Raw genomic sequence first — 21,695 nt, 5'->3', positions numbered from 1 at the left:
AGAACCGGAAATAAAAATCATGACGATGACGCGATAATAAAATAGACATGGCTGGTGCTTCCCAGGCCGGTTATGGTCGGCAGACTGGTATCATCGTCATCCAGCATAACCATCAGTCGGCCGTTAAAGCCCAGGTAGGCGTATTGCGCCAATAAGTCGACGTTAATCACCAGGGGAATGCCTTGAATCAAGGCGTTGCCGGCAGAGTCGGCGATATCCAATATCCAGCCGGCGCTGTCCCGCCACAATAAGGTCATTTTGTATAAGGTCCCTGCCAGCTTGATATAGAAGGTCTGATTATCCGCTGTGAGGGGTATTTCTTGGATAGCCATGATGTACCGCCGAATAAAATAAAGAGTATCGAGGTTTGAATATCAATTGGCGGCAATATTGCCCGCCGCCACCGTGGGATTAGCGGGTGTTGTCGGTGTTTTCTTTCCGGTATTCGCCACTGCCGAGGTGCTTAAGGTGTTGGCCATATTGACTTTCAAAGCGGCCTTGGTCGTATCAGTCGTGGTGATAACGACCTGGGTCATCGTCAACGTGCAGGACAAAACGTATTCCGTCGCGACACTGGTATCCACCTCGATGGACGTAATCAGCATATTGCTGTATTGCCGCTTGCCGGTGGTGACTTCGATAAGGGTTCGAGAGGTAAGCAAGCCCAATATTTGCTTATAAGTGTCCTGCGGACTGAGTTCAAGGGGCGTGGTTTGGCCGATGGTTTTTGTTATCGCACTGGTGATGGACTGGTCAAGCAACGCGCCGCCGCCGGCAAAGCCCAGGATCATGGTTACCGTCGCCGGCGGCATATAGGCGTGGTCGCTGATGGTGGCGCCACTCTCCACCGGATACGCCGTCACGGTCAGGCTATCCTTATGGACTTCCGACACCACTACGCTTGGAATAAGCAGCGTCGTTCCCTGGCCGAAATGCCGCGAGTTTTGCTGGAACAGGGCTGAAAGAATATCCATTTATCGCGCCTTTGGGGAAAGTAGTTGGGTCAGGGTCGCGTTGACGCTGATTTGCCGATCCGCGATAGTATTGGCCGTCTCGCTGGGCGACACTGCGCCGTTGACCGTGATATTGGTGGTCTGGTTCAGGGTAGCGGCCCCCGCCGCCGCGCCGGCGCTTCCCATCGGTTCATTGGCATAGGGGCTCCGGCCCGGTTCCCATTGGCCCGTTCCCCCCATGAGGGATGCCGAGAGCCGGGGAGCGGCGATATTCAGCAATGCCGTCGGATTGACGCTGAATCGTTTGGCGAGGCTGCCCAGGGCGCCGCCGGTTCCGGAGCTGTACAAGGCCGTTTGCTCGCCGTCGTCGGACATGTCGCTGTTCAGGAGCGTTTCGGCGCCGCCGGCTTTGTTCTGGTTCGCCAACCGACGGACCTTGGCCCCGGCGCCCTCAAGCAGCGCCTGTAAAAAAGCCCCGCCGCCCTGTCCGCTCGCCGCAGGCTGTGGGACGAGGTCAGGCTGATTGCCGGTTTGCCGTGCAGAGCTAAAGGCGTTATGTACGGTGGCTTGCCGGACATCCGCTGGTGTAACGGCGGATACCGGGTTGATATCCGCGTTCGATATATTATCGCCGGACCCCGAGGCGGGCTTGGTTGAGCCGCCGCGGGTTTGGTTGCCGTTATGCCCAAACGGCAAAGGCCGCCCCATGGTTCCAACCAATCTCTTGACGATATTGATAAGGTAACTACCCATCGCGGACAATCCGGCAACGGCTCGCCCAGTATCGCCAGCGGAAATCAGTTGATGATGAGCGACGACAGCAGGCTTATCGCTGGAGGCAGCACTATGCCCGGCGATATCCGAGGCATTATTCGGGGCGACAGAAGTCCCGTTGACTCCGGAAGCTTCGGCCCCCGGGGGCGACGATATGCCGTTCCGCGCCGCCGGAACGCCACTCACCATGCCATTATCATTGCCGGCATTGAGAGCCTTGCCACTCCCCGTATCTGGTTGCGGCAAACTTGCCCCCGTCACGCTCAACAGGCGCGATAACGATGTCCCTGCGTTGGTAGTAACCGACCCCCGCCTGCCCAGGCCGCTCTGCTTTACCGCACCGGATTGCCCGGTATCCTGGGCAAAAGACAGTGTCGGCGCCAGCGCTGTCGCCAACGGCGCCAGCATGGTTGCCGCCTGGACCGACGGCCCCTGTAAAGCCCGATTCAATCCCGCCAGACTGCCGGTCAAGCCGGTCAAAGACGTGGCCGCACCCGTTGCCGGCGTCGCGGCATTGGCGCTAAAAGCCCCCCCGAGGGGGGGTATGGAAAAACGGTCCAATCCACTGGCCAGGCGCCCGATAAAACGTCCCATCGAGAGCGCCGTTGCGTCGGCAGCCCGGCCAAGGCTGGCGATATGACGGGTTATCATGGACCCAAGGGTATCCAGACTCTCATCGGCATTCGGTTGAAACCCCAGACCGGCCAAAAAATCCTTGATGATTTCAGCGTTCATTTGCCTGCCTCCAGCGCGCTATCCGCGCATTATTGTCATCCACCAGATCGAGATAATCGTTCAACATGGCGATATCGCACAGATCAATGGCGCCGCTTTTGATCTCACCCATGGTGGTCAGTCCCGCCTTGACAGGGCGGAGAATAAACTCTTCTCCGCCCGGCAGGCTGTCCAGCGTTATAGCGGCGACGGGTCCGCCGTCACGCTGCCGGGGAGATCGTGAAAAAAATTTCCCAGCGATTCCCCCACCACGTTAGCGACGATATGCAACACATCCATCAGTTCCAGATCATCAAACATCAGGGTGTCCGACGATGGGTCGAACACCGGAGCCCAATGGCTGCCCTGTTTACGCCTGGCAACCGCCAGGCAGGGAAACAGGATGGCGTCGCAGTCTTCGTCTTTCAGGGCGGCAATGGTTTGAGCGATTTTCGGCAGGGCGTCCAGCAGGCTGGTTTCACCGTTTTTCAGTTCTCCCAGCATGTCCGCTATCACCGGCAATAATTTGCGGGATACCTTGAGCTGGTGGAACACGTCCAAGGCGGACGTGCGGTACTGATTGCCTTTCAGTTCAAATTCCATTGCTTAGAACTCCCCGAGCACCTGATCGATTTTGCCGCAGGCGAATGTCCAGGTCATAGTGCCGCCGTCCGCCGCGTTGGTATTGTTGGGTACCGCGTTGAACGCCACGGAACGGGCGGTGGTGATGTCGCCGGAAGCATGGTTGCGCAGGACGATAACGTTATTGCCCCAGGCCGCCGAGGATAAGGTCTGGGCGTTGTAGGCCAGGGACAGCTTTTTATTCACCGGCGAGGTTTTCAGCAACGTTACCTGGATGGTGCCTGATTTATTCGGACTCAGGCTGTGCATGACTTCACCGTCGGCGCCGACGGTGACGGTATTCACGGCGGCGGGCATCGTCACGGTGATGCCTTCTGATGCGTTGGCGGAGCCGTAGCCCAGATCGATAACGCCGGTCAGGCCGGACAAAGAGGCGCTGACATCGGAAAAACTATAAGTTGCCATGAATTACTCCTTAACGAACCACATTGATTTGAACATCGGCATAATGCACCGCACCCGCCAGCTTGCAGGCCACCTGGATAAGCGGCGCCTTGCGTGCCTCGCGATCGGACTGCGCCTGGTCGGCGATGGGCGCCGCATAGACGTAGTAACCTTTGGTGAGAGTGTCCCCCGCCGCCAGCTGACCGATATCGCCGCCATTCCATACCCCCGGCGCCACCAGGCCGTTAGTCACCGACTGATCCATGGACGCCTCGACGTTGGTGAGCAGACGCGTGACCCCGGCATCGGTTTGCGGGATTTTGGTGGTGGAGGTGTAAAGCAGATTGTAGAGATTGGTCTGGACGTAGTTTTGCAGCCAGTCCAGTCCCTGGCGTTCATCGAAGAAGTCGCCGTTGGCCATGACCCCCTGTTGCAAAATCGCCGTATCATTGGCGTAGTAGACATAGACGTTGGCGTTCTTGCCGTCCACCGCCGCCGCCTGGGACAGGGTGAGGGTTTCGTAGGTGACGCCCGGTTCGGTTTTGAATTTCAGCGTAATGGTGGTGTTGCTGCCGGTGAAATCCACGGTAAACGCCCGGCCAAACGCCGACAGCGCGGCATATTTGCTCGAGGTGGAATACTGCACGAAGGTGCGGCTGTAAGACGCGGCCTTGAGCTTGGCGGCCAGATCGGCGCTGGAAGTGGCGCTCAATGTCATAGCGTCGCCGGTGGTGACGGCGAAAATATGGCTGAGGGAGGAAGCCTCGATGGCGGCGGCGACGCTGATAACATCCCCATCGACGAGATCCGCATCGTCCGCTACCGCCAGGCCATACCAGTTGGTGTATTCCAGGCAGGCATTCACCGCCGCAGCCAGGGTTTCGGCCGTGCCGGTTTCCCCGGTGGCCAGGGTTTTGGCCCAGCGGCCGATATAGACCTGGGTGGGATTCGGCGACTGGGAAAAGAAAATCGACGCCGCTTCATATTCCGGGCTGCCAACGCCGAAATCCGTGCCGATATCATCAATACCGGCATACAGACGCAGACGCTCGGTTACCGGTATAACGGTGGAGGTGCCGAGGATAAGCAACGCGCCGAAGTTGCGGCCGGATGCCGCCGTGGGCGACATGATGATATCAACGTTGACCACGTTGGATACAGGTAATCCCTGTGCCATAAGTTATTCTCCAAAGAATGATACTGGTGTGTCCACCAGCGAATTAACGCCGTATTCTCGTACGACCTTGCGACGCAGGCGCACCGTCATGTCATAACGGCGCGTCCACTGTGTATCGATAAGTTCAGGGTTGGATTTGATGGCGCTGTAATCGGTTAATGACAGGCCTTGTGCATTGAGTTCGTCGTTGTTCTGATTCACCGCCATACCGTCGCGGAACTGGCTGATCAGCTGCTGGCCGCCCGGTCCGTAAAACGACGTCTGGAGACTTATCACTTCATGCCGCCATAGCTGAGTGCTGCTGTCGGTCTGATCTACGAACGCCTGACTGTCGTCCTGGCTGATTTCCGAAATGCCGAAAGCGCACCAGTTGATATCCGCCGCGAATGCCGGCGCCTGATTGGGCTGCCAGCGGGAAACCACATACCCGTCCGCCAGCCCGGTGAGCCCCGTCACCCAGCTGCTTAACTGGTTTTCAAGGGTTGCGTCATAATCGGGGCCGTTGCCCAGCGGCACCAGCCAGCCGCTTTCGGTACTGCTGTTGTTGCCCAATGTTTCACCTCCTGTTTAGGTCGGCCAAAGCCGGTTTGAGGGGCCCTATTTCTGTCTCTCGATTTCGATTTGCCGAATGGCGGATAATTGCTCATTGCAATTTTGCAGGTCGGTGAGCAACAGTTCGTCCCAGGCCAACGCGGCGCCGTAGGTCAAAGGGTCATTTGGCGGCGGCGACGGCGGACATGGGGCCGTCAGGCTGGCCGGCAGGGGCACCGTCGGTACTTTCACGTAGCTGGTGGTAGTGGTCGAGCAGGACGTTGCCAGCAGCAGCAGGAACGGCAGTCCCAGCGCAGGGCTCGGTCTTGATGACCGTTTGGATAACCACTTCCCGGTCCTGGCCGACAGCGGTATTGTTGGCTTGCGCATTGAGGGTGGTCCCGGCGAGAGTATTAAAAATTGTGATAAGATGGCTTTGGCTTTGCATGGCTGCGTCAGCCGCCTTGTTTTCCTGCGCCAGCGCGGAATTGGCGGTCACTTGAGCCTGATACTTGCCGTAATAATGCAATGACAGGTACATCGTGGCGCCGAGCAGCAGCACGACCACGGCGGCCAGGATAACGGCGATTTTATTGCTCATAGGCGCCGTGCTCCCGCCGTCGGCTTTCAGCGATCCTTACCCCGCCGGCGAAAACCCGCCGGGTGTCCTCGGTAATCAACAGGTTCATACGCCTCCCCAGGTACAGACGTCAGTTTCAATTTCGCGCCGTTGCATCAGCCCCTTCCAGGCCCTGTTGCCGGCATAGATCCACTGGCGCAGCGCCTGGCATGCCGCGAGGATGTCGCCGGCGTTAAGCTTGCGCAGCAAAGAGGAGTGACGAAACGCCGTGGTCCCTACGTTATAGGTAAAGGAATAAAGCGCGGCGCGGGTGCTGTCTTTTATCGGGACTTTTACCGCCGTATCAACGGCTTTTTTCACCGGCGCCAGGTCTTTTGCCAGCAGTGCGTCGCATTCGGCATCGGTATAGCGCCGGCCCTTGATAATATCCGGTCCGGTATGGCCGTCGCAGACGGTCCAGATACCGGCCACATCCTGGTAGGGCAGGTATTGCCGCCCCTCAAGGCCGTTGGGACCGCCCAGCAGCGCCACCGCGATGGTCATCGCCCCGCCGCTGAGGGCGGCGATGATGCTTTTGCGTAACGCGGGAGACATCGTCATGCTAATGCTCCGTCTCTTTAAGCACGTTGTTTACTTTCTGAACCACCTCGCCGGCCTGGCTGATATCGTGAGAAGGCGATCCCTGCAAAAATTCAACGATGGCTTTGGTTCTTTCCCAATCGAACGTCAGCCGTTCACGGGCCAGCTGGCGATTGAGCCGTTCGGTTTTTCGTTTATCCAGGTAGCCGAGCAGCGAGATAACCGCGCCGACAACGGCGATAACGAGGTAAACGAGTTCCAAGGTGGAGAGTCCCATCAGGCTTGATAACAGCGTGACCAATGCCCCGCCGTGCGTCGCGATATCTGATTTTTGATCCATGAGTTGCATATCCCACTGCATGAAGTTCAAGGTTGGTGCCGGGTGAAAAAAGAGAATAAAAAAAGCCCGCCGGAGGAAAACCTCCGGCAGGCTAGATAACAGAGACAGAAACGAAAAGACCCCGCCGAAGCGAGGTCTTTTGCCGTTCAAATATGTTTGGCTAGTACGTTTTGTAAATCACGTTTAATAATGTCTAAATAACCAGTAATTGCACCCTATCACGGGTTTTGCGGACCGCACAAGCTTTTTTTTCAGAAAAAATTATTGCCAAGACCCCGTCAAGGCGGGGTCTTTTGCCGGTCGTAAAAACCACTTAGAACATGCTAGCATGGGTTTTGCGGACCGCGTTAACCTTTTCTTTCTCGTAGGTTTTGACTTGCGCATCCATATCCAGTTGCACGTCCAGCATTGCCAGACAGCCCGCCACAAACCCTTCGGCCACCTGCAATTGGATACGGATAATCTTTTCATCAATGCGCCAATGGCGCGCGATTTCCCGTTTGGACATACGGTAGACGTAATACAACATGATCAGATCCAGCTCTTTGCGCTGACGCATCGCCTGCAAATGCAGCACGCAGGCATCGATGGTCAAACCGTCGCTATCGCAGCATTTTAAACGTTGCGACGTGCGATACGGCATCAGTCCTTTAAAACCGGCGGCGATGGGGGACCAATCAAGGCCGCTGTTATCGCTTGCGGCCCAGCCGCCCCACCGTTCCAGAACCTGCTGAATATCTCTCATTTTTGACCCCGGTGAATTTTACAATACTGCTAAAGAGATTCGTGGATTTACAATATTAATTGTATTAAACTACCCACATTATTGTTTGTCAACCACAACTAAAATTGTATTTAATGCTATAGCTGATTTTCAGTTCATTTCATGGAGAGACAGAATGTCTTTAGCTGCACGTTTTAAAGCCAGACGTATGGACTTGAATTTGACACAGGTAGGAGTGGCCGCTGCTGCCGGAGTGAGCCAGCAAGCCATTGAATCCATCGAAAGCGGCAGGACCAAACGCCCGCGAAACCTGCTGGATCTGGCCAAGGCGCTGAACTGCAGTCCTGATTGGCTCCTGAACGGCAAAAACGTCATGCCGCTGGCTGAAATCAGCACGCGCCGTATCCCTATATTGAGTTACGTTCAGGCAGGAGCGCTAACGGAGGTGTCCGAAATTACCACTATCGAAGGCAACTACGAGTATGTTTTGGCTGACGCGGACATCACCGAAAACGCCTTCGCACTGCGTATTGACGGCGATAGCATGATGCCGGAATTCCAGCCGGGAGACATTGTGATTATCGATCCGGAACTGACCCCCGCCCCGGGGGAATTCGTGGTGGCGAAAAATAACGGTTATGACGCTACGTTTAAAAAATTTCGGCCGCTGGGCCTCGGTATTTGCTCATTCGAACTGGTGCCGTTGAATCCCGATTACCCGGTTTTGCGCAGCGCCGACATCGATTTGCAGATTATCGGCGTGATGATTGAGCATCGGATTTTCCGCCGCAAACGCTAAACCAGGACCCGGGGTCCTGCTTCAGGGATGGTCATTGGATTTAACATACAAATCAGCTGCCGTGAAAAACAAATAACTGGTTTACCTTCAAAACAAATACCCCTTTTATTGTTTACATATAACAATTAAAGAGGTATTTTTATTTCCGCTTACTACTTTTCATTTTGAAGGGATCTAAAGATATGGCATTTAAAAACCTCGACAGCCCGCTCTACTTTCGGGCGGCCATCGCCGCAGCGCGGATAGAGCGTACAGGGGATTATCGGCATGCGGCGCAGACCTGGAGCAAAGCCGCACGGTATTCGCGCAATCCGCTCAATCAAACCTGGAGCGAACATCGCGCGGATTTTTGTGTGATGCAAATCGAGCGCGAAAGGCTCAAAAGGAGCGAACAAAGCGTTAAAAACGCCACTGTTTATTCCGTCACATACCTGTAATCGTTAAGCATGTCCAACAGCGCCGGGAACTGGATAAAGCCATCCTGTTCCCTGAAATGTCCCGCGGCGGGAAAGCTGTAGAGTTCGGCGCTAAGCGATCGGCTCAGGGTTTGAGTGAGATCCGGCGGGACAACCTCATCATTCAGCGACCGCAAGGCAACCAACCGTCCGACGCTTTTCTTCAGCCGGCCATAATCGATTTGCTCCAGGGTAAAGCGATCCAGTTCGGGAAATCCCGCTACCGGTTCGGCAAATCCCGCCACCAGCATGGCGCCGCCGACGCAAACCCCCTCCCCCAGCGAGGCGAGATACCGCATCAGGGTAATGCACCCCAGACTATGGGCAATAAACCAGGTGCGGCGGGAGGGTGCGGGTACACAGGCTTTCAGATGCGACAGCCAGCGATCCGGACAGGGAGCCCGGGGCGAGGGCATGCTGGGCAGAATGACCTGGGTTCCCTGTTTTTCCAGCTGCTCTTTTAGCCAGCGGAACCAGTGATGGCGCGGCGTGGACAGAAATCCATGGATTATCACTATCTTGTCAGGCATATTCATTTACTTCCCCTATACCCGTCATACTCCAAGTTGCAGATGCGTTGGCTTTCCTCACTCACCCCAGTCACTTACCTGAGTAAGCTCCCGGGGATTCGCTGCGTTGCCGCCTTCCTGCAACTTTGATTATTTAGGGTAAGCTTCCAGCTAAGCGAAGTTAACTGCATGAACTGGCCTTCAGGATAGGGCGGATATATTTCAACCTGATTAACATTGCCCGACTTGCTTGCCACGGCTTGACATCCTGTCGTTAGCTCCTTAGGTTAAGCCGTTATGGTATGACAAATCCCCCTAGTATAGCGGCCGGAAAAGGTTTCCCGCGAGCCGGGCCTGCTGTCGCCCCACCGGCGTGAATCGAGGTACATCATGAATCAAGAGGCTGATCGCGGGTCGCTTTCCCGGACTCACGTCACTGTTTTCGCCATCGCATGCGGCATTACCGTCGCCAATATCTATTATGCGCAGCCGCTGGCGCAAACCATCGGGCGTGCGCTGGCGATGCCGGGCACCCTGTCGGGTCTGGTGGTCACCGTGACCCAAATAGGCTATGCCGCCGGGTTGATCCTGCTGGTTTCGCTGGCAGACCTGATGGAAAACCGCCGGCTGGTTATCGCCGCCCTGCTGGGGGATGCGCTGGCGCTGGTGTCCATGGCGTTTGCACCGGCTGTCTCGCTGTTTTTCCTGGCCGTTTTTGCCGTCGGCTTTTTCTCCGCGTCGGCTCAGGTCCTGGTGCCCTTCGCGGCGCACATGGTGCCGGAAGCGCGGCGCGGCAGGGTGGTGGGTAATGTCATGGGGGGTCTGCTGCTGGGCATCATGCTGTCGCGTCCGTTGTCCAGCCTGCTTGCCGGCTGGTTCGGCTGGCAGGCGGTCTTCTGGCTGTCCGCCCTGCTGATGGCCGCACTGGCCCTGATGCTGCGCTTTCAGCTACCGACCCGCCAGCCGCGCCATGACAGCCACTACCTGGCCATTCTAGGTTCGTTGTGGCACCTGTTTCGTTCCACGCCGCTATTACGCCGCCGCGCCCTGTGGCAGGGGCTGCTGTTTGCCGCCTTCAATATGTTCTGGACGGCAACGCCCATGGTGCTCAGCGGCCCGCGTTTTAATCTTTCGCCGCACGGCATCGCGCTGTTTTTATTGGCCGGCGCCGCCGGTGCGCTGGCCGCCCCTATCGCCGGCCGGCTGGCGGATAAAGGATTGTCGCAACCTACGACGGGAGTGGCAATGCTTATGGTGGCGCTGGCGTTTGCTTCCACGTTCGCCGCCTGGTCGCTGCACAGCATCACCCTTTTCGTCGTGGCGGCCATCGTGCTGGATGCCGGCGTGCAGACCCACCAGGTACTGAGCCTGCGGGCGATTTATACCCTGCCGGCGGAAGCCCGCGGGAGGCTGAACGGTCTGTTTATGACCAGCGTGTTTTTGTGCGGCTCCGGCGGCGCGCTGCTGGCGGGGGCGCTGTTTTCCCGCGAGGACTGGCCCGGGGTGGCCGCCGCCGGCTGCGTTGTTTCCGTATTGGCGCTGGTTTCGTTTGCCGCCGTCAAAACATTGGGCCATGTAAAAGAGGCCTGACCCCGTCAACCTTTGTTACATAAGTCAAGATGACAGCCGCCGGGCAATAATGGCAATGTTTCCGAACTGTTTTACCCTTTTGTTTGAGATGATCGTGAATAAACATTTTTGTTATGCCGTGGTTTTTATCCTGTTAACAGGCGCCGCCCCGCTCTCCTATGCCGCAGGCTGTCTCAAGGGCGCCGCCGTCGGCGCGGCTGTCGGACATCTCAAAAACCATGCGGTATTGGGTGCGGTGGGGGGTTGTATCGTCGGCCATCATATGGCGGCTAAGGATAAAAAAGATCAGGCCAAAGGATAACGGCGCCACGTTACCGGCGCTTACGCCGGTAAACATGTCCGGTCACGGCATGTTCTTTTATTTGGCTTAAGCAGCAATGAAAATAATAGAATTAAATTTTGACTTAATTAAAATTTTTACCTCATATAACCCACGCCGTGAGTCTAAGCCGTAATAAAATAGATTTTCTTCGATTTTAATGCCAAAAATAAGATCAAAAATACTCTTAATATCAGTTTCTCAGGCTGTTGAGTATGAAATATTTTTTGACGAATATATCTCTCTATAGCGCTGGATCCAGGCCCCGCGCGGCTTGACCACGACCAAGCCGCCACTCATACTAGCCTCCATTAATTTAAAACGACTTTAGGCTGAATATTTTCTTAGCCCGATGCCCGTTAACGCCCCACACCCAAAAGGGATATGACGATTGCAAAATCCAGCGACATTAAATACGCCGTTTGTGCCTGATGCGGCGTATCAACCCGCAACTTTGTTTCTCGGGCTGGCACCTTTTCTGCGTATGAGTATTGCCGGAACCGATTTCACTTCCCTGGCGGAAGAGATGTTGGTCAAGGCGGAACATTATCCGGACGACGCCGAGCTGTGGATGAATATTTCCACCGTCATGATGTGCCTCAAACAGCTAAAAGCAGGTTTGGCTATCCAGGGGCAGGCGTTGGCGATGCAACGGGTATTCCGGCTGCCGGCCGCCCGGCAGCCGGCGAAGCTGCGCCTGCTGATGCTGATGATACCAGGGGATCTTTCAGCCAATATGCCGCTGGATTGCCTGTTGGAAAACAGCGATATCGATCTGCTTTATTACTATATTACCCCCGATACGCCGCTGGCCTGGCCGGTGCCGGAACACGATGCCGTCCTGGTGGCCATCAGCGCCGCCGACGAGAGCCGTGAGCCGCTGGCGCAATTGGAACAGGCATTGGCCCGCTGGCCGAAGCCGGTAATCAACGCGCCGCAGTTTATTCCCGCCTCGGAACGGTATGCGGCCAGCATGCTGCTGCAAAACGTGCCGGGGCTGGCCATATGCCCGGCGCTGCATATCGGCCGTACGACGTTGCAGCGGGTCGCCGACAAAGAGATACCGCTTTCCGGGGCGATGGAAGGCTATCACTTCCCCGTTATCCTGCGTCCTGTGGGTTCCCACGGCGGACGGGGGCTGGCCAGGATTGATTCGTTACCGGCGGTCGCCGCCTATCTGGCGGACATTCCCGCAGAGCACTATTTTCTCTCCCGGTTTGTTGACTACAGCGGGCCGGACGGGCTGTTCCGTAAATTCCGCATTGTCCTTATCGCTGGCGTACCCTATGCCTGCCATATGGCGATATCGTCGCACTGGATGATCCACTACGTGAACGCGGGCATGTACGAGGATGAGAAAAAACGGGCCGAAGAAGCGGCGTTTTTCACTCACTTTGACGCTTTCGCGCAGCGGCACCGTAGCGCCCTGGCGACGATTTATCAGCGCACCCGGCTGGATTACCTCGGCATCGACTGCGCCGAAACCCAAGACGGAGATCTGTTGGTATTTGAGATCGATCCCGCCATGGTGGTGCATGCCATGGATCAGGAAGACATCTTTCCACACAAGCAATATCACATGCAAAAGGTTAAAGATGCATTGCGTGAGTTGCTTCTCATCAGGGCCGCTGAAAATCCAATCAGCAAATTACTTTGACGCGGGAAAAAACGTTATCATGCCGACAAATTCGCATAATGCCCTGAACTTTTCAGGCGGGCCCGGGGCGCTGCCGGAAAGCGTCCTGGCCCAGGTTCAAGCGTCTATTATTGAAGTACCGGAAACGGGCCTATCCATACTGGGCATCAGCCATCGCTCCGCCTGGTTCGAATCCATCGTCCGGGAAACGGAAAACAATATCCGGACCCTGCTGGGCCTGCCGGAAAACTACCATATCCTATTCCTGCAGGGCGGCGCGACGCAGCAGTTCTCAATGGTGCCCATGAACATGCTCCGCGGTAAGCGCCACGCGGCGGAGTATCTTGACACCGGTTACTGGAGCCGCAAAGTCATCACCGAGGCCATGCGTGAAGGCCCGGTCCGTGTGGTCTGGAGCGGCGAAAACTGCGGGTATCGCCATCTCCCGCGAGAAGACGAACTCTCCTTTTCAGCCGATGCGCCCTACATCCATTATGTATCCAATGAAACGGTGGAAGGTTTACAGTTTCATCGTATTCTGGGCCGGGACGATGTTCCCCGGGTCTGCGATATGTCTTCGGACTTTTTATCCAAACCCTGCGAGGCGGATAAATTTTCCCTGATTTATGCCCATGCCCAGAAAAACATCGGCCCGGCGGGCGTCACCATCGTGTTGGTGCGGGACAGCGTCGTGCAATCCGCTGGGCAAAATCTGCCGGCGTTCCTGGATTATCGCCGCCACGTCGACGCCCACTCCAACTTCAACACACCGCCGGTCTTTGCCATTTATGTGGTACTGCTGGTAACGCGTTGGTTGCTCAATGACATCGGCGGCGTGGAGAATATGGCGCGCATAAACCGCGGCAAGGCAGATCTGCTCTATAGCATCCTTGACGGCAGCGATGACTTCTATCGTGGCTGGGGTGAAGCACGGGACCGCTCGGCCATGAATGTCTCCTTCAACCTGCCGAACGCGGACCTTGAAAGGGCATTTTTCACCGAAGCCAAAGCCGCAGGATTTTCCGGGCTGGAGGGACATCGGGCCATTGGCGGGGTACGAGCATCGATTTACAATGCGCTGTCCCTAGGCGCGGTGGAAGCATTGGCGGATTTTATGCAGGACTTCCGGCATCGCAGCGGGCGTTAAACCCTGCCACGGCGTTATTTCCCCTTTCTTCCTGAACAGGCCGGCGGCGGCATTTTCTCCCGCCGCCGGCCGTGCAGTCCTTGCTCACGCGATGCAGCCCTTCCGCCGCCGGCGATGCATTGCTGGTACTCGCCACCAAGCGCTCCTGACGCCGACGGCATAAACACGCCTACATCCATTTTTTTTTGCAACCCTTTTTCATATTGCCATCCCATCGTCTCCCCTACATTCCAAGGGCTAGGATTTATACCGAGTATGTATATTATTCTTAATACACTAAAATAGTGTAAATTATATACGAGCTATAAACCGAAAATTATACACCATTTGTATATATTAACTTAATTCCGACTTTTCTTATTCTAAATATACTCTATATGTATAATCAAGCCATGTAGGAGAACAACCACGTGAAACTTTTAATTATTAACGCTCAAAGTCTCGGCAGCACTATCAGGGATGTTAGAATTCAGAAAGGATTGACACAAGCCGAACTTGGCCTTAAGGTACAAATGCATCAGAAAGACATATCTATTTTCGAAAATAACGCCGGGAATATTAAGCTATCCAGGCTGCTTTCAATATGCGCCATGCTGGGCTTAAAGTTAATAATAGAAGATGATGCCGGTACGAAAGCAGGAGAAGACATGTGGTAAAGTTATGCCATACTTTCTTATACCGAGCATGCTATGCTCACGGAAGGAATTATTAAAAACGGTGGTATTATATAAAAATATCATTAAAAATCATCACTATAACCAATATAATCATCTTTCATTACCAATAAAAAAATGTCGACAATGCTGAAAATAAGTGAACGTTATTAGTGGTTATGTAATAAATTATGCAGGTGGTTCATGAAGCTTGACAATGCTATAACGGCCGATGGGTATTCATAAATAGTGTCGATTGTCTCACTACCTATACATTACGACAATTGACGATATAATTGTCTATAAGACGCCCTGAATATTCAGAGCGTTTTATATTTCCCCCTTAAAAGTCTGATTAAAAAAACCATCAAAACCCAATGCTATAAATTGACACACCTGAATTGCTTAAATTGACATTCGTGATATTTACCCTGCATTTTTTTTATGAGGTAACTATTATGCGAGGCAGGCAGATATAAATCCGCCGGTACACTACCCTGATTACCCGCCATCGTGCGGGCTTTTTTTGTGGTCCAGCATCCTGTTTAATTTTTGATCAAATTTATAATATGAGAACGGTCAGTCTCACTTTTTGACCGTTCCCTGGTAATCTTTGCCCGCCAGTTATATTAATGGCGGGTCTTTTTCCATCAAAAAATTGAAGGGTTTTCATCCGCTTTTTTCACGCCCCGGACAGCGTTAAATCAAAGAAAAACCATTCTGTCGGGTCTGGCGGCGCGATGAGGAGCCGGCCGCCGCCGAAAACGGGTCGCAATTTAAGATTAATCGTCCTGGCGTTCAGGCAACGACGGTTCTAACGTGAGGATCAAGACACCTGATCCGCACGGCGTTTTAGACCGTGCTTGCGGAGTATTCTATGACGGATAACAAACACGCTTTACCCGGCAGCGACAGGAAAGAGCTGCCTGGCTCCAGCTGCACCGGGCCGCTGGAAGATAATGAACGGTTCGACGTAAGCCTGATCGTGCGGCGCCCTGATGCCGCCGGGTTTCAGCAGCATATAAGCAGCCTATGCCAATCGCGGAATCCCGACGCCAAAGTCACGCCCTCGTCACCCGCCCTTTTGAGCCGGGAGGAGTACGCCCGGCGCTTCGCCGCCTCTTTGGAGGATGTGAGTAAAGTACGGGAATTTGCCCATCGGCATCAACTGCGGGTGGTGAGCGAAAACCGGGTAACCCGAACCGTGATTTTGTCCGGCACGGCGCGGCAATTCATGGAGGCTTTCGGCGTCCGCCTGCAACATTATCAACATGCGGGCGGACATTTTCGCGGCCGTACCGGGGCGATTCATTTGCCGGCGGACCTGGCGGGTATCGTTACCGCGGTGCTGGGTCTGGACAACCGGCCCCAGGCCCGCGCCCATTTCCGCTTCCGGCCGCCCATCCGGCCGGCGGCGAAGGATCCCACCTCAGGCTCCTATACGCCGTTGGAACTGGCGGCCCTTTACGATTTCGCCCCCGGAGACGGCGCGAAGCAGTGCGTGGGCATCATTGAACTCGGCGGGGGTTACGATGAAACCGATTTGCAGAACTATTTTTCATCACTGGGCCTGCCCCCCCCTGCGGTGAACGCGGTATCGGTGGACGGCGGAAAAAACAGTCCGTCCGGCGGCGCCGACAGCGCGGACGGGGAGGTGATGCTGGACATCGAAGTGGTGGGAGCCTTGGCGCCCCAGGCTAAACTGGCGGTGTATTTTGCCGGTAACAGCGATCAGGGTTTTATCAATGCGGTCAATAACGCGATTCATGATACCGCCAACCGGCCCTCGGTGATTTCCATCAGTTGGGGCGGTCCGGAATCCAGCTGGACGGCGCAATCCCTGGACGCCTTCGACGATGTGCTGCAATCGGCGGCGGCGCTCGGCGTAACGGTATGCGTGGCATCCGGCGACAGCGGATCGAGCGACGGCGTGAATGACGGCGCCGATCACGTGGATTTCCCTGCCTCCAGCCCTTATGCCCTGGCCTGCGGCGGCACCCGGCTGAATGCCGGTAAAGGCGCCATCAAGACTGAAACCGTGTGGAACGACGGCGAACAGGGAGGAGCCGGCGGCGGCGGAATCAGCACGCATTTTCCCCTGCCGGGCTGGCAAAAATCGTTAAAGGCGGTACGCACCGGAGGGAAACAGGCCGCTCTGGCCCATCGCGGCGTGCCTGATGTGGCGGGTAACGCCGATCCGGAAACCGGCTATAAGGTCCTGGTACACGGCCAGTGGACGGTGGTGGGCGGCACCAGCGCGGTGGCGCCTTTGTGGGCCGGACTTATCGCCCGCGTCAATGGCGCCGCCGGCAAGACGCTGGGCTATATGCAGCCCCTGCTCTATCCGGCCGGAGCATGTCGCGACGTTACGCAGGGCAATAACGGAGATTTCGCCGCCGCGTCCGGTTGGGACGCCTGTACCGGACTGGGGTCGCCCGACGGTAAAAAAATCGCGGCGCTTTTGGATTAAGCAATAGCGTTGAGGAGGGAATATGGCGGGTCATAAAAAAGAGAGTAACGGTAACCACCAGGGCGATGCCGGCGGCAAGGGGACAACGCCTGTACAAAGCGATCGGCCGTTTTTCGATACGGTGGCCTATGGCAACGGTCCGGACGACGGCGTGGCCGACAGCAGCGAAAATGCCGCCGTTACGCATCACACCCTGGAGCTGGGGGGGAAAACTCTGGCCTATACCGCGACCGCCGGTCACTTGGTGGCGGTGGACCCGAGCAGCTCCAAACCGGAAGCAAAAATATTCTATGTGGCATTTACCCTGGACGGCCAAACGCCGGAGCAACGTCCGGTGACCTTTTATTATAACGGCGGCCCGGGCTCGTCTTCTGTGTATGTCTTATTAGGGTCCTTTGCGCCAAAGCGCATCAAAACGGCCATGCCTGATTTTACCCCGCCCGCCCCCTATAGCCTCGAGGATAACAGCGACAGCCTGCTGGATCTCAGCGATCTGGTGTTTATCAATCCGGTGGGCACCGGTTATTCGGCGGCCATCTCCCCGCGCCGCAACCGTGATTTCTGGGGCGTTGACCAGGACGCCCGTTCGCTGGCACAGTTTATCAAGCGCTATCTGACCGCCAACGATCGCTGGAATTCACCCAAGTTTTTATTCGGCGAATCCTATGGCACCGCGCGCAGCGCGGTGCTTTCCTATTTGCTGCACGAAGATGGGGTCGATCTGAACGGCGTCACGCTGCAATCCTCCATCCTGGATTATGCCAAGGCCGGACGGCCCGTGGGGCTGCTGCCCACCTGCGCCTGCGATGCCTGGTATCACAAGAGGCAGAACGTCAAACCCAGGCCGGCCGATCCGGCCGCCGCCGCGCAGCAGGCGGCGGCGTTTGCCGACGGGGACTACGCCGCCGCGCTGGCGGCTTTTCCCAAAGTGGACGATGCCGTCCTGGCAAAGCTCAGCGACCTGACCGGTATTGACGGCAAAACCCTTATCGGCTGGAGCCTCGATGTGGGCGCCTACAACAGCCGGGGCAATTCGCTGTTTCTGGTGACACTGCTCCAGAGCCGGGGTCTGGCGCTGGGCTCCTATGACGGCCGGGTTACGGCGGTCAATACCGGCATCGCGGCCGATATCGATCCTAATTCCGGCGGCAACGATCCCACCATGACGGCGGTGAACGGCGCCTACACCGCCATGTGGAACAGCTACCTGAACGATCAGCTTAAATACACCTCCACCTCCGCTTTCACCGATCTCAACGACCAGGCGTTTCAATACTGGGATTTCCATCACACTGACCCCACCGGCGCGGAAAAAGGCGTCGACAGCAAGGGAAACCCCATTCTCTATACGGCGGGCGACCTTGCCGCCGCCATGAGTCTGAACGTCGACCTGAAAGTACTGTCGGCCAATGGCTACTACGACTTCGTGACGCCGTTCCACCAGACCGAATCCGATCTGCTTAACATGCCCTTGCTGTCCGCCTCGATTCGCCAAAACCTGACGATCAAATACTATCCGTCCGGCCATATGATCTATCTTAACGGCGATGCCCGCACCCTGTTAAAAGCCGATCTTGCCGCCATGTATCGCCAGGCCACCGGCGATCACGCGGCCATGAGCCGCATCCGCCTGCTGCAACAGCGAAAATCGGCGCCGGGAACATAAAAACCGGCGCCCGGTTTTGGACCATCGGGCATGCCTTTTTTTGTTTAAAAAGCATTCTCTTTGAGCAGTAATCTATCTAAGGATTATCTTAAGGAGGATGAAAATGGCTACCGTCATGGCTTTTATTATCTATGCTGTGGTGATGACTTTCGTTGCGATCAAGGTGAGAGAGTCATAATTTCATTCCATCCCGCCGCCCGGACGCTTCCCGGGCGGTTCGCCCCGCATAGCCATCGGCCGGGCATGCAGAGCCCCGCCCGTTTTTACCCGTCCTCCAGTCGCCACATTATCGATTCCGCCGCCAATGTCCCCTATCAAGGCCCTTGCCAATCCCGCCCCCCCACGCCGGCCAGCCTTTCAATATTCATATTTACTAGTCAGTAAGTTTATCCATGGACCGGAAATGATAACCCGATCACTATTTACTTACATGAAAGTAAGTTTTTCTTGTATTGGATAGGGAATAATTTATAACTAGAACACCAAGGCGGCATTACCGGGGCAGCGGTTAATCACAGCCGGTCAACCGTAGATTGCCCGCTGTACATCGCCCCCGTACATAAAGAGGTGAGCAGCATGACGGATCTTATTATCATGAACCAGCATGATTCCATTGCTGAAATCATTATTAATCGACCGGAAAAAATGAATGCCATCACGCCGGAAATGAGCGTGGAGCTTGCCCGGATTTGCGCCGAAATCGACAAAGATGACGGGGTACGGGTAGTGTTGCTGCGGGGCGCCGGAGAACGCGCCTTTTGCGCCGGCAGCGATCTGAAATCCCTGGACAGCTATGACAGCGCCTGGGCATTTCGCAACCGGGTAGAGTATGGAACCACTATACGCAGCCTGCGCAAGCCGGTGGTGGCGGCCTTGACCGGCTGGGTGCTGGGAGGCGGACTGGAAATCATGCTCGGCGCCGATCTGCGCGTGGCCGGAACGGGCGCCAGGTTCGGCGCGCCGGAAGTTACCCGCGGCTGGGTGGGCGGCGGCGGCGCCTCACAGTTTTTGCCGCGCCTGGTGGGTTACGGACAGGCCATGCGTCTGTTGTTGACCGGCGACCACATCGATGCCAAAGAGGCGTTTTCCCTCGGGCTGGTGGAGTATCTGGTGGCGGATGATGACGTGTACGAAACCGCGCGGGCGCTGTGCCGGAAATTGGCAAGTTACAGCCCCCTCGCCGTGCAATCCGTGAAGGCGGCGGTGCGCGCAGCGCTGTCGATGCCGCTGGAAGCCGGGATGAAATATGAAAATGAATTGACCTGTCTGTGCTTCGCGGCGGGAAACTATCAGGAAGGATCCAGCGCGTTCGGCGAAAAGCGCTCGACAAAATATGCCAAAGATTGAAGAGAAAAATATTTACTATAAAGAAGCCCCACGGGAAATATCCTATTCACCGAGAGACAAATGCAGAAATTTGAACATCGCCCGCTAAGATAATAAATGAAATTATCTTGGCATCACCCATAATAAAGGAGCCTCATTTCAACTCAATCACCGTGCCCGGTTGCAAATTTAAAGTCTCCTTTGGATCGAAAATTATCCAGAGTGCGGTTTATTGTGGATAGAATAAGCTGCCGATTTAATTTTGCCATACAGCAAGTAAAGATGGACAGAGTTCCATTACCAAAATCAATCTTCTTATTAAGATGTAAGGAAGGAAGTGTCAATAAACATCGGCAGGAGTACATTCCATGCAAAGTGCCCAGACCCTAGATACAGAATTAACAGTTAATAATAATTCCAATATCCGAAAAGCTGTTGTTGCATCCACCATAGGAACCATCATCGAATGGTATGATTACGGCCTGTATGCCGCGGCATCGGGGCTGATAATCAATAGATTATTTTTTCCGCAGCTCTCGCACCTGGGCGGCATTCTGGCGGCGTTCGCCACCTTCGCCATCGGTTTTGTCATTCGTCCGCTGGGGGGAATCGTTATCTCCCATATCGGCGATCGGTTCGGCCGCAAGCCCGCAATGATTGTTTGTGTTTCCATCATGGGCGTCGCCACCGTGGGGGTGGGGCTGTTGCCCACCTATGAGCAGGCCGGGCTGCTGGCCCCGGCGCTGCTGATCCTGATGCGTCTGTTGCAGGGTTTCGGCGCCGGCGCCGAACTCGCGGGCGCCATGACGCTGGTGGCGGAATATACGCCGCTGAACCGGCGGGCCTTTTATACCTCCATTCCCAATACCGCCACCAATTTCGGCGTTTTGGTGGCTACCCTGACGTTCCTGGGATTTTCCTCCGTGCCGGAAGATATTCTCCTGTCATGGGTTTGGCGCGTTCCTTTTCTTATTTCGGTATTATTATTCGCGGTGGCGGTCTATATCCGTTTTAAATTGAACGAAACCCCTGAGTATGAAGCCGCTATGGAAAAAGCGCGCCTGGAGCAAAAGGATAAAAAAATCCCCATTACGGAATTATTTAAAAATAGTCCGAAGGAAGTGCTGTGCGGGTTTTTCGCCATGGGGGGGCATCAGGCGCTGACCTATATTCTCAATACCTTTGCGCTGAGCTATATGATCAATACCCTGGGCATGTCCAAAACCGACGGCCTGCTGGTGTTGATTATCGCCCTGTTTTGTACGCTGTTTACCGGCCCCATCGGCGGATATCTCTCGGATCGCTTCGGCAGCGCCAAAATTTTCATGCTGGGCGCCTTGTTTGCCGCCCTGATGGTTTATCCGCTGTTTTTACTGGTGGATACCAAGAACGTCGTGCTCGCCACCATCGGCGTGAGCACCATTTATGCCGTCAGTTGGGGCTGCACCGGCGGCGCGCAGGGTGCGTTCCTGGCCAACCTGTTCCCTACCCGCTACCGCTTCTCCGGTATCGCCATGTGCCGGGAACTCTCGGGAGCCATCGTGGGCGGCCCCACCCCGTTTGTCGCCACGGCCCTGGTGGCCTATGGCGGGGGTCAGCCCACCTACGTCATGTGGTATCTCATGGCGTTCTGTATTTTTACCTTTGTGGCCGTCTGGTTCGGCAGAAAGCTCTCATCACATACCTGAATGATGTGCAGGGCCACGGACAAGAACTGAAAAATAGAG

At 55.6% G+C, this 21,695-nt stretch carries 24 protein-coding genes; 11 read left to right on the top strand and 13 right to left on the bottom strand.

All coding sequences use genetic code 11. From position 1 onward, the window contains the following. Positions 1-17: 17 nt before the first annotated feature. The 12 genes from ACL2XJ_RS14080 to ACL2XJ_RS14025 all read right to left on the bottom strand — a co-directional run bounded on the left by ACL2XJ_RS14080 (position 18) and on the right by ACL2XJ_RS14025 (position 7,419). Positions 18-332, bottom strand: a complete 315-nt coding sequence (locus tag ACL2XJ_RS14080) for a phage baseplate plug protein (RefSeq protein ID WP_132923012.1) — start codon at positions 330-332, stop codon at positions 18-20. A 42-nt stretch (positions 333-374) separates the two neighbouring features. Then, positions 375-974, bottom strand: coding sequence for a phage baseplate protein (locus tag ACL2XJ_RS14075; protein WP_203522449.1), 600 nt, complete (start codon positions 972-974; stop codon positions 375-377). Beyond that, entirely contained in the window at positions 975-2,462 is a 1,488-nt protein-coding gene (locus tag ACL2XJ_RS14070) for a hypothetical protein (protein WP_413726825.1), read from the bottom strand. Continuing rightward, positions 2,452-2,574, bottom strand: coding sequence for a DUF6889 family protein (locus tag ACL2XJ_RS14065; protein ID WP_413726824.1), 123 nt, complete (start codon positions 2,572-2,574; stop codon positions 2,452-2,454). The genes ACL2XJ_RS14070 and ACL2XJ_RS14065 overlap by 11 nt, the downstream gene beginning before the upstream one ends. 65 nt (positions 2,575-2,639) lie before the next feature. After that, the gene (locus tag ACL2XJ_RS14060; protein WP_413726823.1) at positions 2,640-3,044 is read right to left on the bottom strand and encodes a phage tail assembly chaperone; all 405 of its coding nucleotides are present in this window, start codon (positions 3,042-3,044) and stop codon (positions 2,640-2,642) included. A gap of 3 nt (positions 3,045-3,047) precedes the next feature. Beyond that, positions 3,048-3,488 carry a phage structural protein gene (locus ACL2XJ_RS14055; RefSeq protein WP_132923017.1) on the bottom strand — a complete coding sequence of 147 codons (441 nt, stop codon included), beginning with the start codon at positions 3,486-3,488 and terminating at the stop codon, positions 3,048-3,050. Positions 3,489-3,498: 10 nt separating this feature from the next. Further along, positions 3,499-4,644: a DUF3383 family protein gene (locus ACL2XJ_RS14050; RefSeq protein ID WP_413726822.1), complete on the bottom strand. Its 1,146-nt coding sequence runs from the start codon at positions 4,642-4,644 to the stop codon at positions 3,499-3,501. Positions 4,645-4,647: 3 nt separating this feature from the next. Continuing rightward, positions 4,648-5,196 carry an LIC_12616 family protein gene (locus tag ACL2XJ_RS14045; protein WP_132923019.1) on the bottom strand — a complete coding sequence of 183 codons (549 nt, stop codon included), beginning with the start codon at positions 5,194-5,196 and terminating at the stop codon, positions 4,648-4,650. 160 nt (positions 5,197-5,356) lie between these two features. Beyond that, a complete protein-coding gene (locus tag ACL2XJ_RS14040) occupies positions 5,357-5,776 on the bottom strand; it encodes a hypothetical protein (RefSeq protein ID WP_413726821.1) in 420 nt (139 codons plus the stop codon). 84 nt (positions 5,777-5,860) lie between these two features. Next, the gene (locus ACL2XJ_RS14035) at positions 5,861-6,355 is read right to left on the bottom strand and encodes a lysozyme (RefSeq protein ID WP_413726820.1); all 495 of its coding nucleotides are present in this window, start codon (positions 6,353-6,355) and stop codon (positions 5,861-5,863) included. Between the two features lies 1 nt (position 6,356). Beyond that, positions 6,357-6,674: a hypothetical protein gene (locus tag ACL2XJ_RS14030; RefSeq protein WP_132923021.1), complete on the bottom strand. Its 318-nt coding sequence runs from the start codon at positions 6,672-6,674 to the stop codon at positions 6,357-6,359. A 313-nt stretch (positions 6,675-6,987) separates the two neighbouring features. Beyond that, the gene (locus ACL2XJ_RS14025; RefSeq protein WP_132923022.1) at positions 6,988-7,419 is read right to left on the bottom strand and encodes an antiterminator Q family protein; all 432 of its coding nucleotides are present in this window, start codon (positions 7,417-7,419) and stop codon (positions 6,988-6,990) included. 154 nt (positions 7,420-7,573) lie between these two features. Here ACL2XJ_RS14025 and ACL2XJ_RS14020 point away from each other — a divergent pair, with 154 nt between their 5' ends. Both ACL2XJ_RS14020 and ACL2XJ_RS14015 read left to right on the top strand, forming a co-directional pair. Next, positions 7,574-8,197, top strand: a complete 624-nt coding sequence (locus ACL2XJ_RS14020; protein ID WP_132923023.1) for a LexA family protein — start codon at positions 7,574-7,576, stop codon at positions 8,195-8,197. Between the two features lie 182 nt (positions 8,198-8,379). Continuing rightward, positions 8,380-8,634 carry an ANR family transcriptional regulator gene (locus ACL2XJ_RS14015; protein ID WP_203522464.1) on the top strand — a complete coding sequence of 85 codons (255 nt, stop codon included), beginning with the start codon at positions 8,380-8,382 and terminating at the stop codon, positions 8,632-8,634. Here the strand turns inward: ACL2XJ_RS14015 and ACL2XJ_RS14010 are convergent. Further along, positions 8,613-9,188, bottom strand: coding sequence for an RBBP9/YdeN family alpha/beta hydrolase (locus ACL2XJ_RS14010; RefSeq protein ID WP_413726819.1), 576 nt, complete (start codon positions 9,186-9,188; stop codon positions 8,613-8,615). The genes ACL2XJ_RS14015 and ACL2XJ_RS14010 overlap by 22 nt on opposite strands. A gap of 363 nt (positions 9,189-9,551) precedes the next feature. Between ACL2XJ_RS14010 and ACL2XJ_RS14005 the strand changes: the two genes are divergently transcribed. The 9 genes from ACL2XJ_RS14005 to ACL2XJ_RS13965 all read left to right on the top strand — a co-directional run bounded on the left by ACL2XJ_RS14005 (position 9,552) and on the right by ACL2XJ_RS13965 (position 21,656). After that, positions 9,552-10,751, top strand: a complete 1,200-nt coding sequence (locus tag ACL2XJ_RS14005; RefSeq protein ID WP_413726818.1) for an MFS transporter — start codon at positions 9,552-9,554, stop codon at positions 10,749-10,751. A 94-nt stretch (positions 10,752-10,845) separates the two neighbouring features. Further along, positions 10,846-11,052 carry a hypothetical protein gene (locus ACL2XJ_RS14000; protein WP_413726817.1) on the top strand — a complete coding sequence of 69 codons (207 nt, stop codon included), beginning with the start codon at positions 10,846-10,848 and terminating at the stop codon, positions 11,050-11,052. 502 nt (positions 11,053-11,554) lie between these two features. Further along, positions 11,555-12,727, top strand: a complete 1,173-nt coding sequence (locus ACL2XJ_RS13995) for an ATP-grasp domain-containing protein (protein WP_413726816.1) — start codon at positions 11,555-11,557, stop codon at positions 12,725-12,727. Between the two features lie 19 nt (positions 12,728-12,746). Continuing rightward, positions 12,747-13,853 (top strand): phosphoserine transaminase, encoded by a 1,107-nt coding sequence (locus ACL2XJ_RS13990; RefSeq protein ID WP_413726815.1) that lies wholly within the window; start codon positions 12,747-12,749, stop codon positions 13,851-13,853. 410 nt (positions 13,854-14,263) lie between these two features. Beyond that, complete coding sequence (locus tag ACL2XJ_RS13985) at positions 14,264-14,509, top strand: helix-turn-helix domain-containing protein (RefSeq protein WP_413726814.1); 246 nt, start codon at positions 14,264-14,266, stop codon at positions 14,507-14,509. Positions 14,510-15,383: 874 nt separating this feature from the next. Then, complete coding sequence (locus ACL2XJ_RS13980) at positions 15,384-16,976, top strand: protease pro-enzyme activation domain-containing protein (RefSeq protein ID WP_413726813.1); 1,593 nt, start codon at positions 15,384-15,386, stop codon at positions 16,974-16,976. A gap of 22 nt (positions 16,977-16,998) precedes the next feature. After that, the gene (locus ACL2XJ_RS13975; RefSeq protein ID WP_413726812.1) at positions 16,999-18,642 is read left to right on the top strand and encodes a S10 family peptidase; all 1,644 of its coding nucleotides are present in this window, start codon (positions 16,999-17,001) and stop codon (positions 18,640-18,642) included. 576 nt (positions 18,643-19,218) lie between these two features. Next, positions 19,219-19,989, top strand: a complete 771-nt coding sequence (locus ACL2XJ_RS13970; protein WP_132923032.1) for an enoyl-CoA hydratase/isomerase family protein — start codon at positions 19,219-19,221, stop codon at positions 19,987-19,989. A gap of 347 nt (positions 19,990-20,336) precedes the next feature. Beyond that, positions 20,337-21,656: an MFS transporter gene (locus ACL2XJ_RS13965; RefSeq protein ID WP_413726811.1), complete on the top strand. Its 1,320-nt coding sequence runs from the start codon at positions 20,337-20,339 to the stop codon at positions 21,654-21,656. The last annotated feature ends 39 nt before the right edge of the window (positions 21,657-21,695 follow it).

The organism is Sodalis sp. RH16, from assembly GCF_047324245.1.
In the GTDB taxonomy this organism is placed as follows: Bacteria; Pseudomonadota; Gammaproteobacteria; order Enterobacterales; family Enterobacteriaceae; genus Acerihabitans; species Acerihabitans ligni.
The sequence above is the reverse complement of the archived record's forward strand: the minus strand, read 5'-3'. Positions and strand labels throughout refer to the sequence as shown.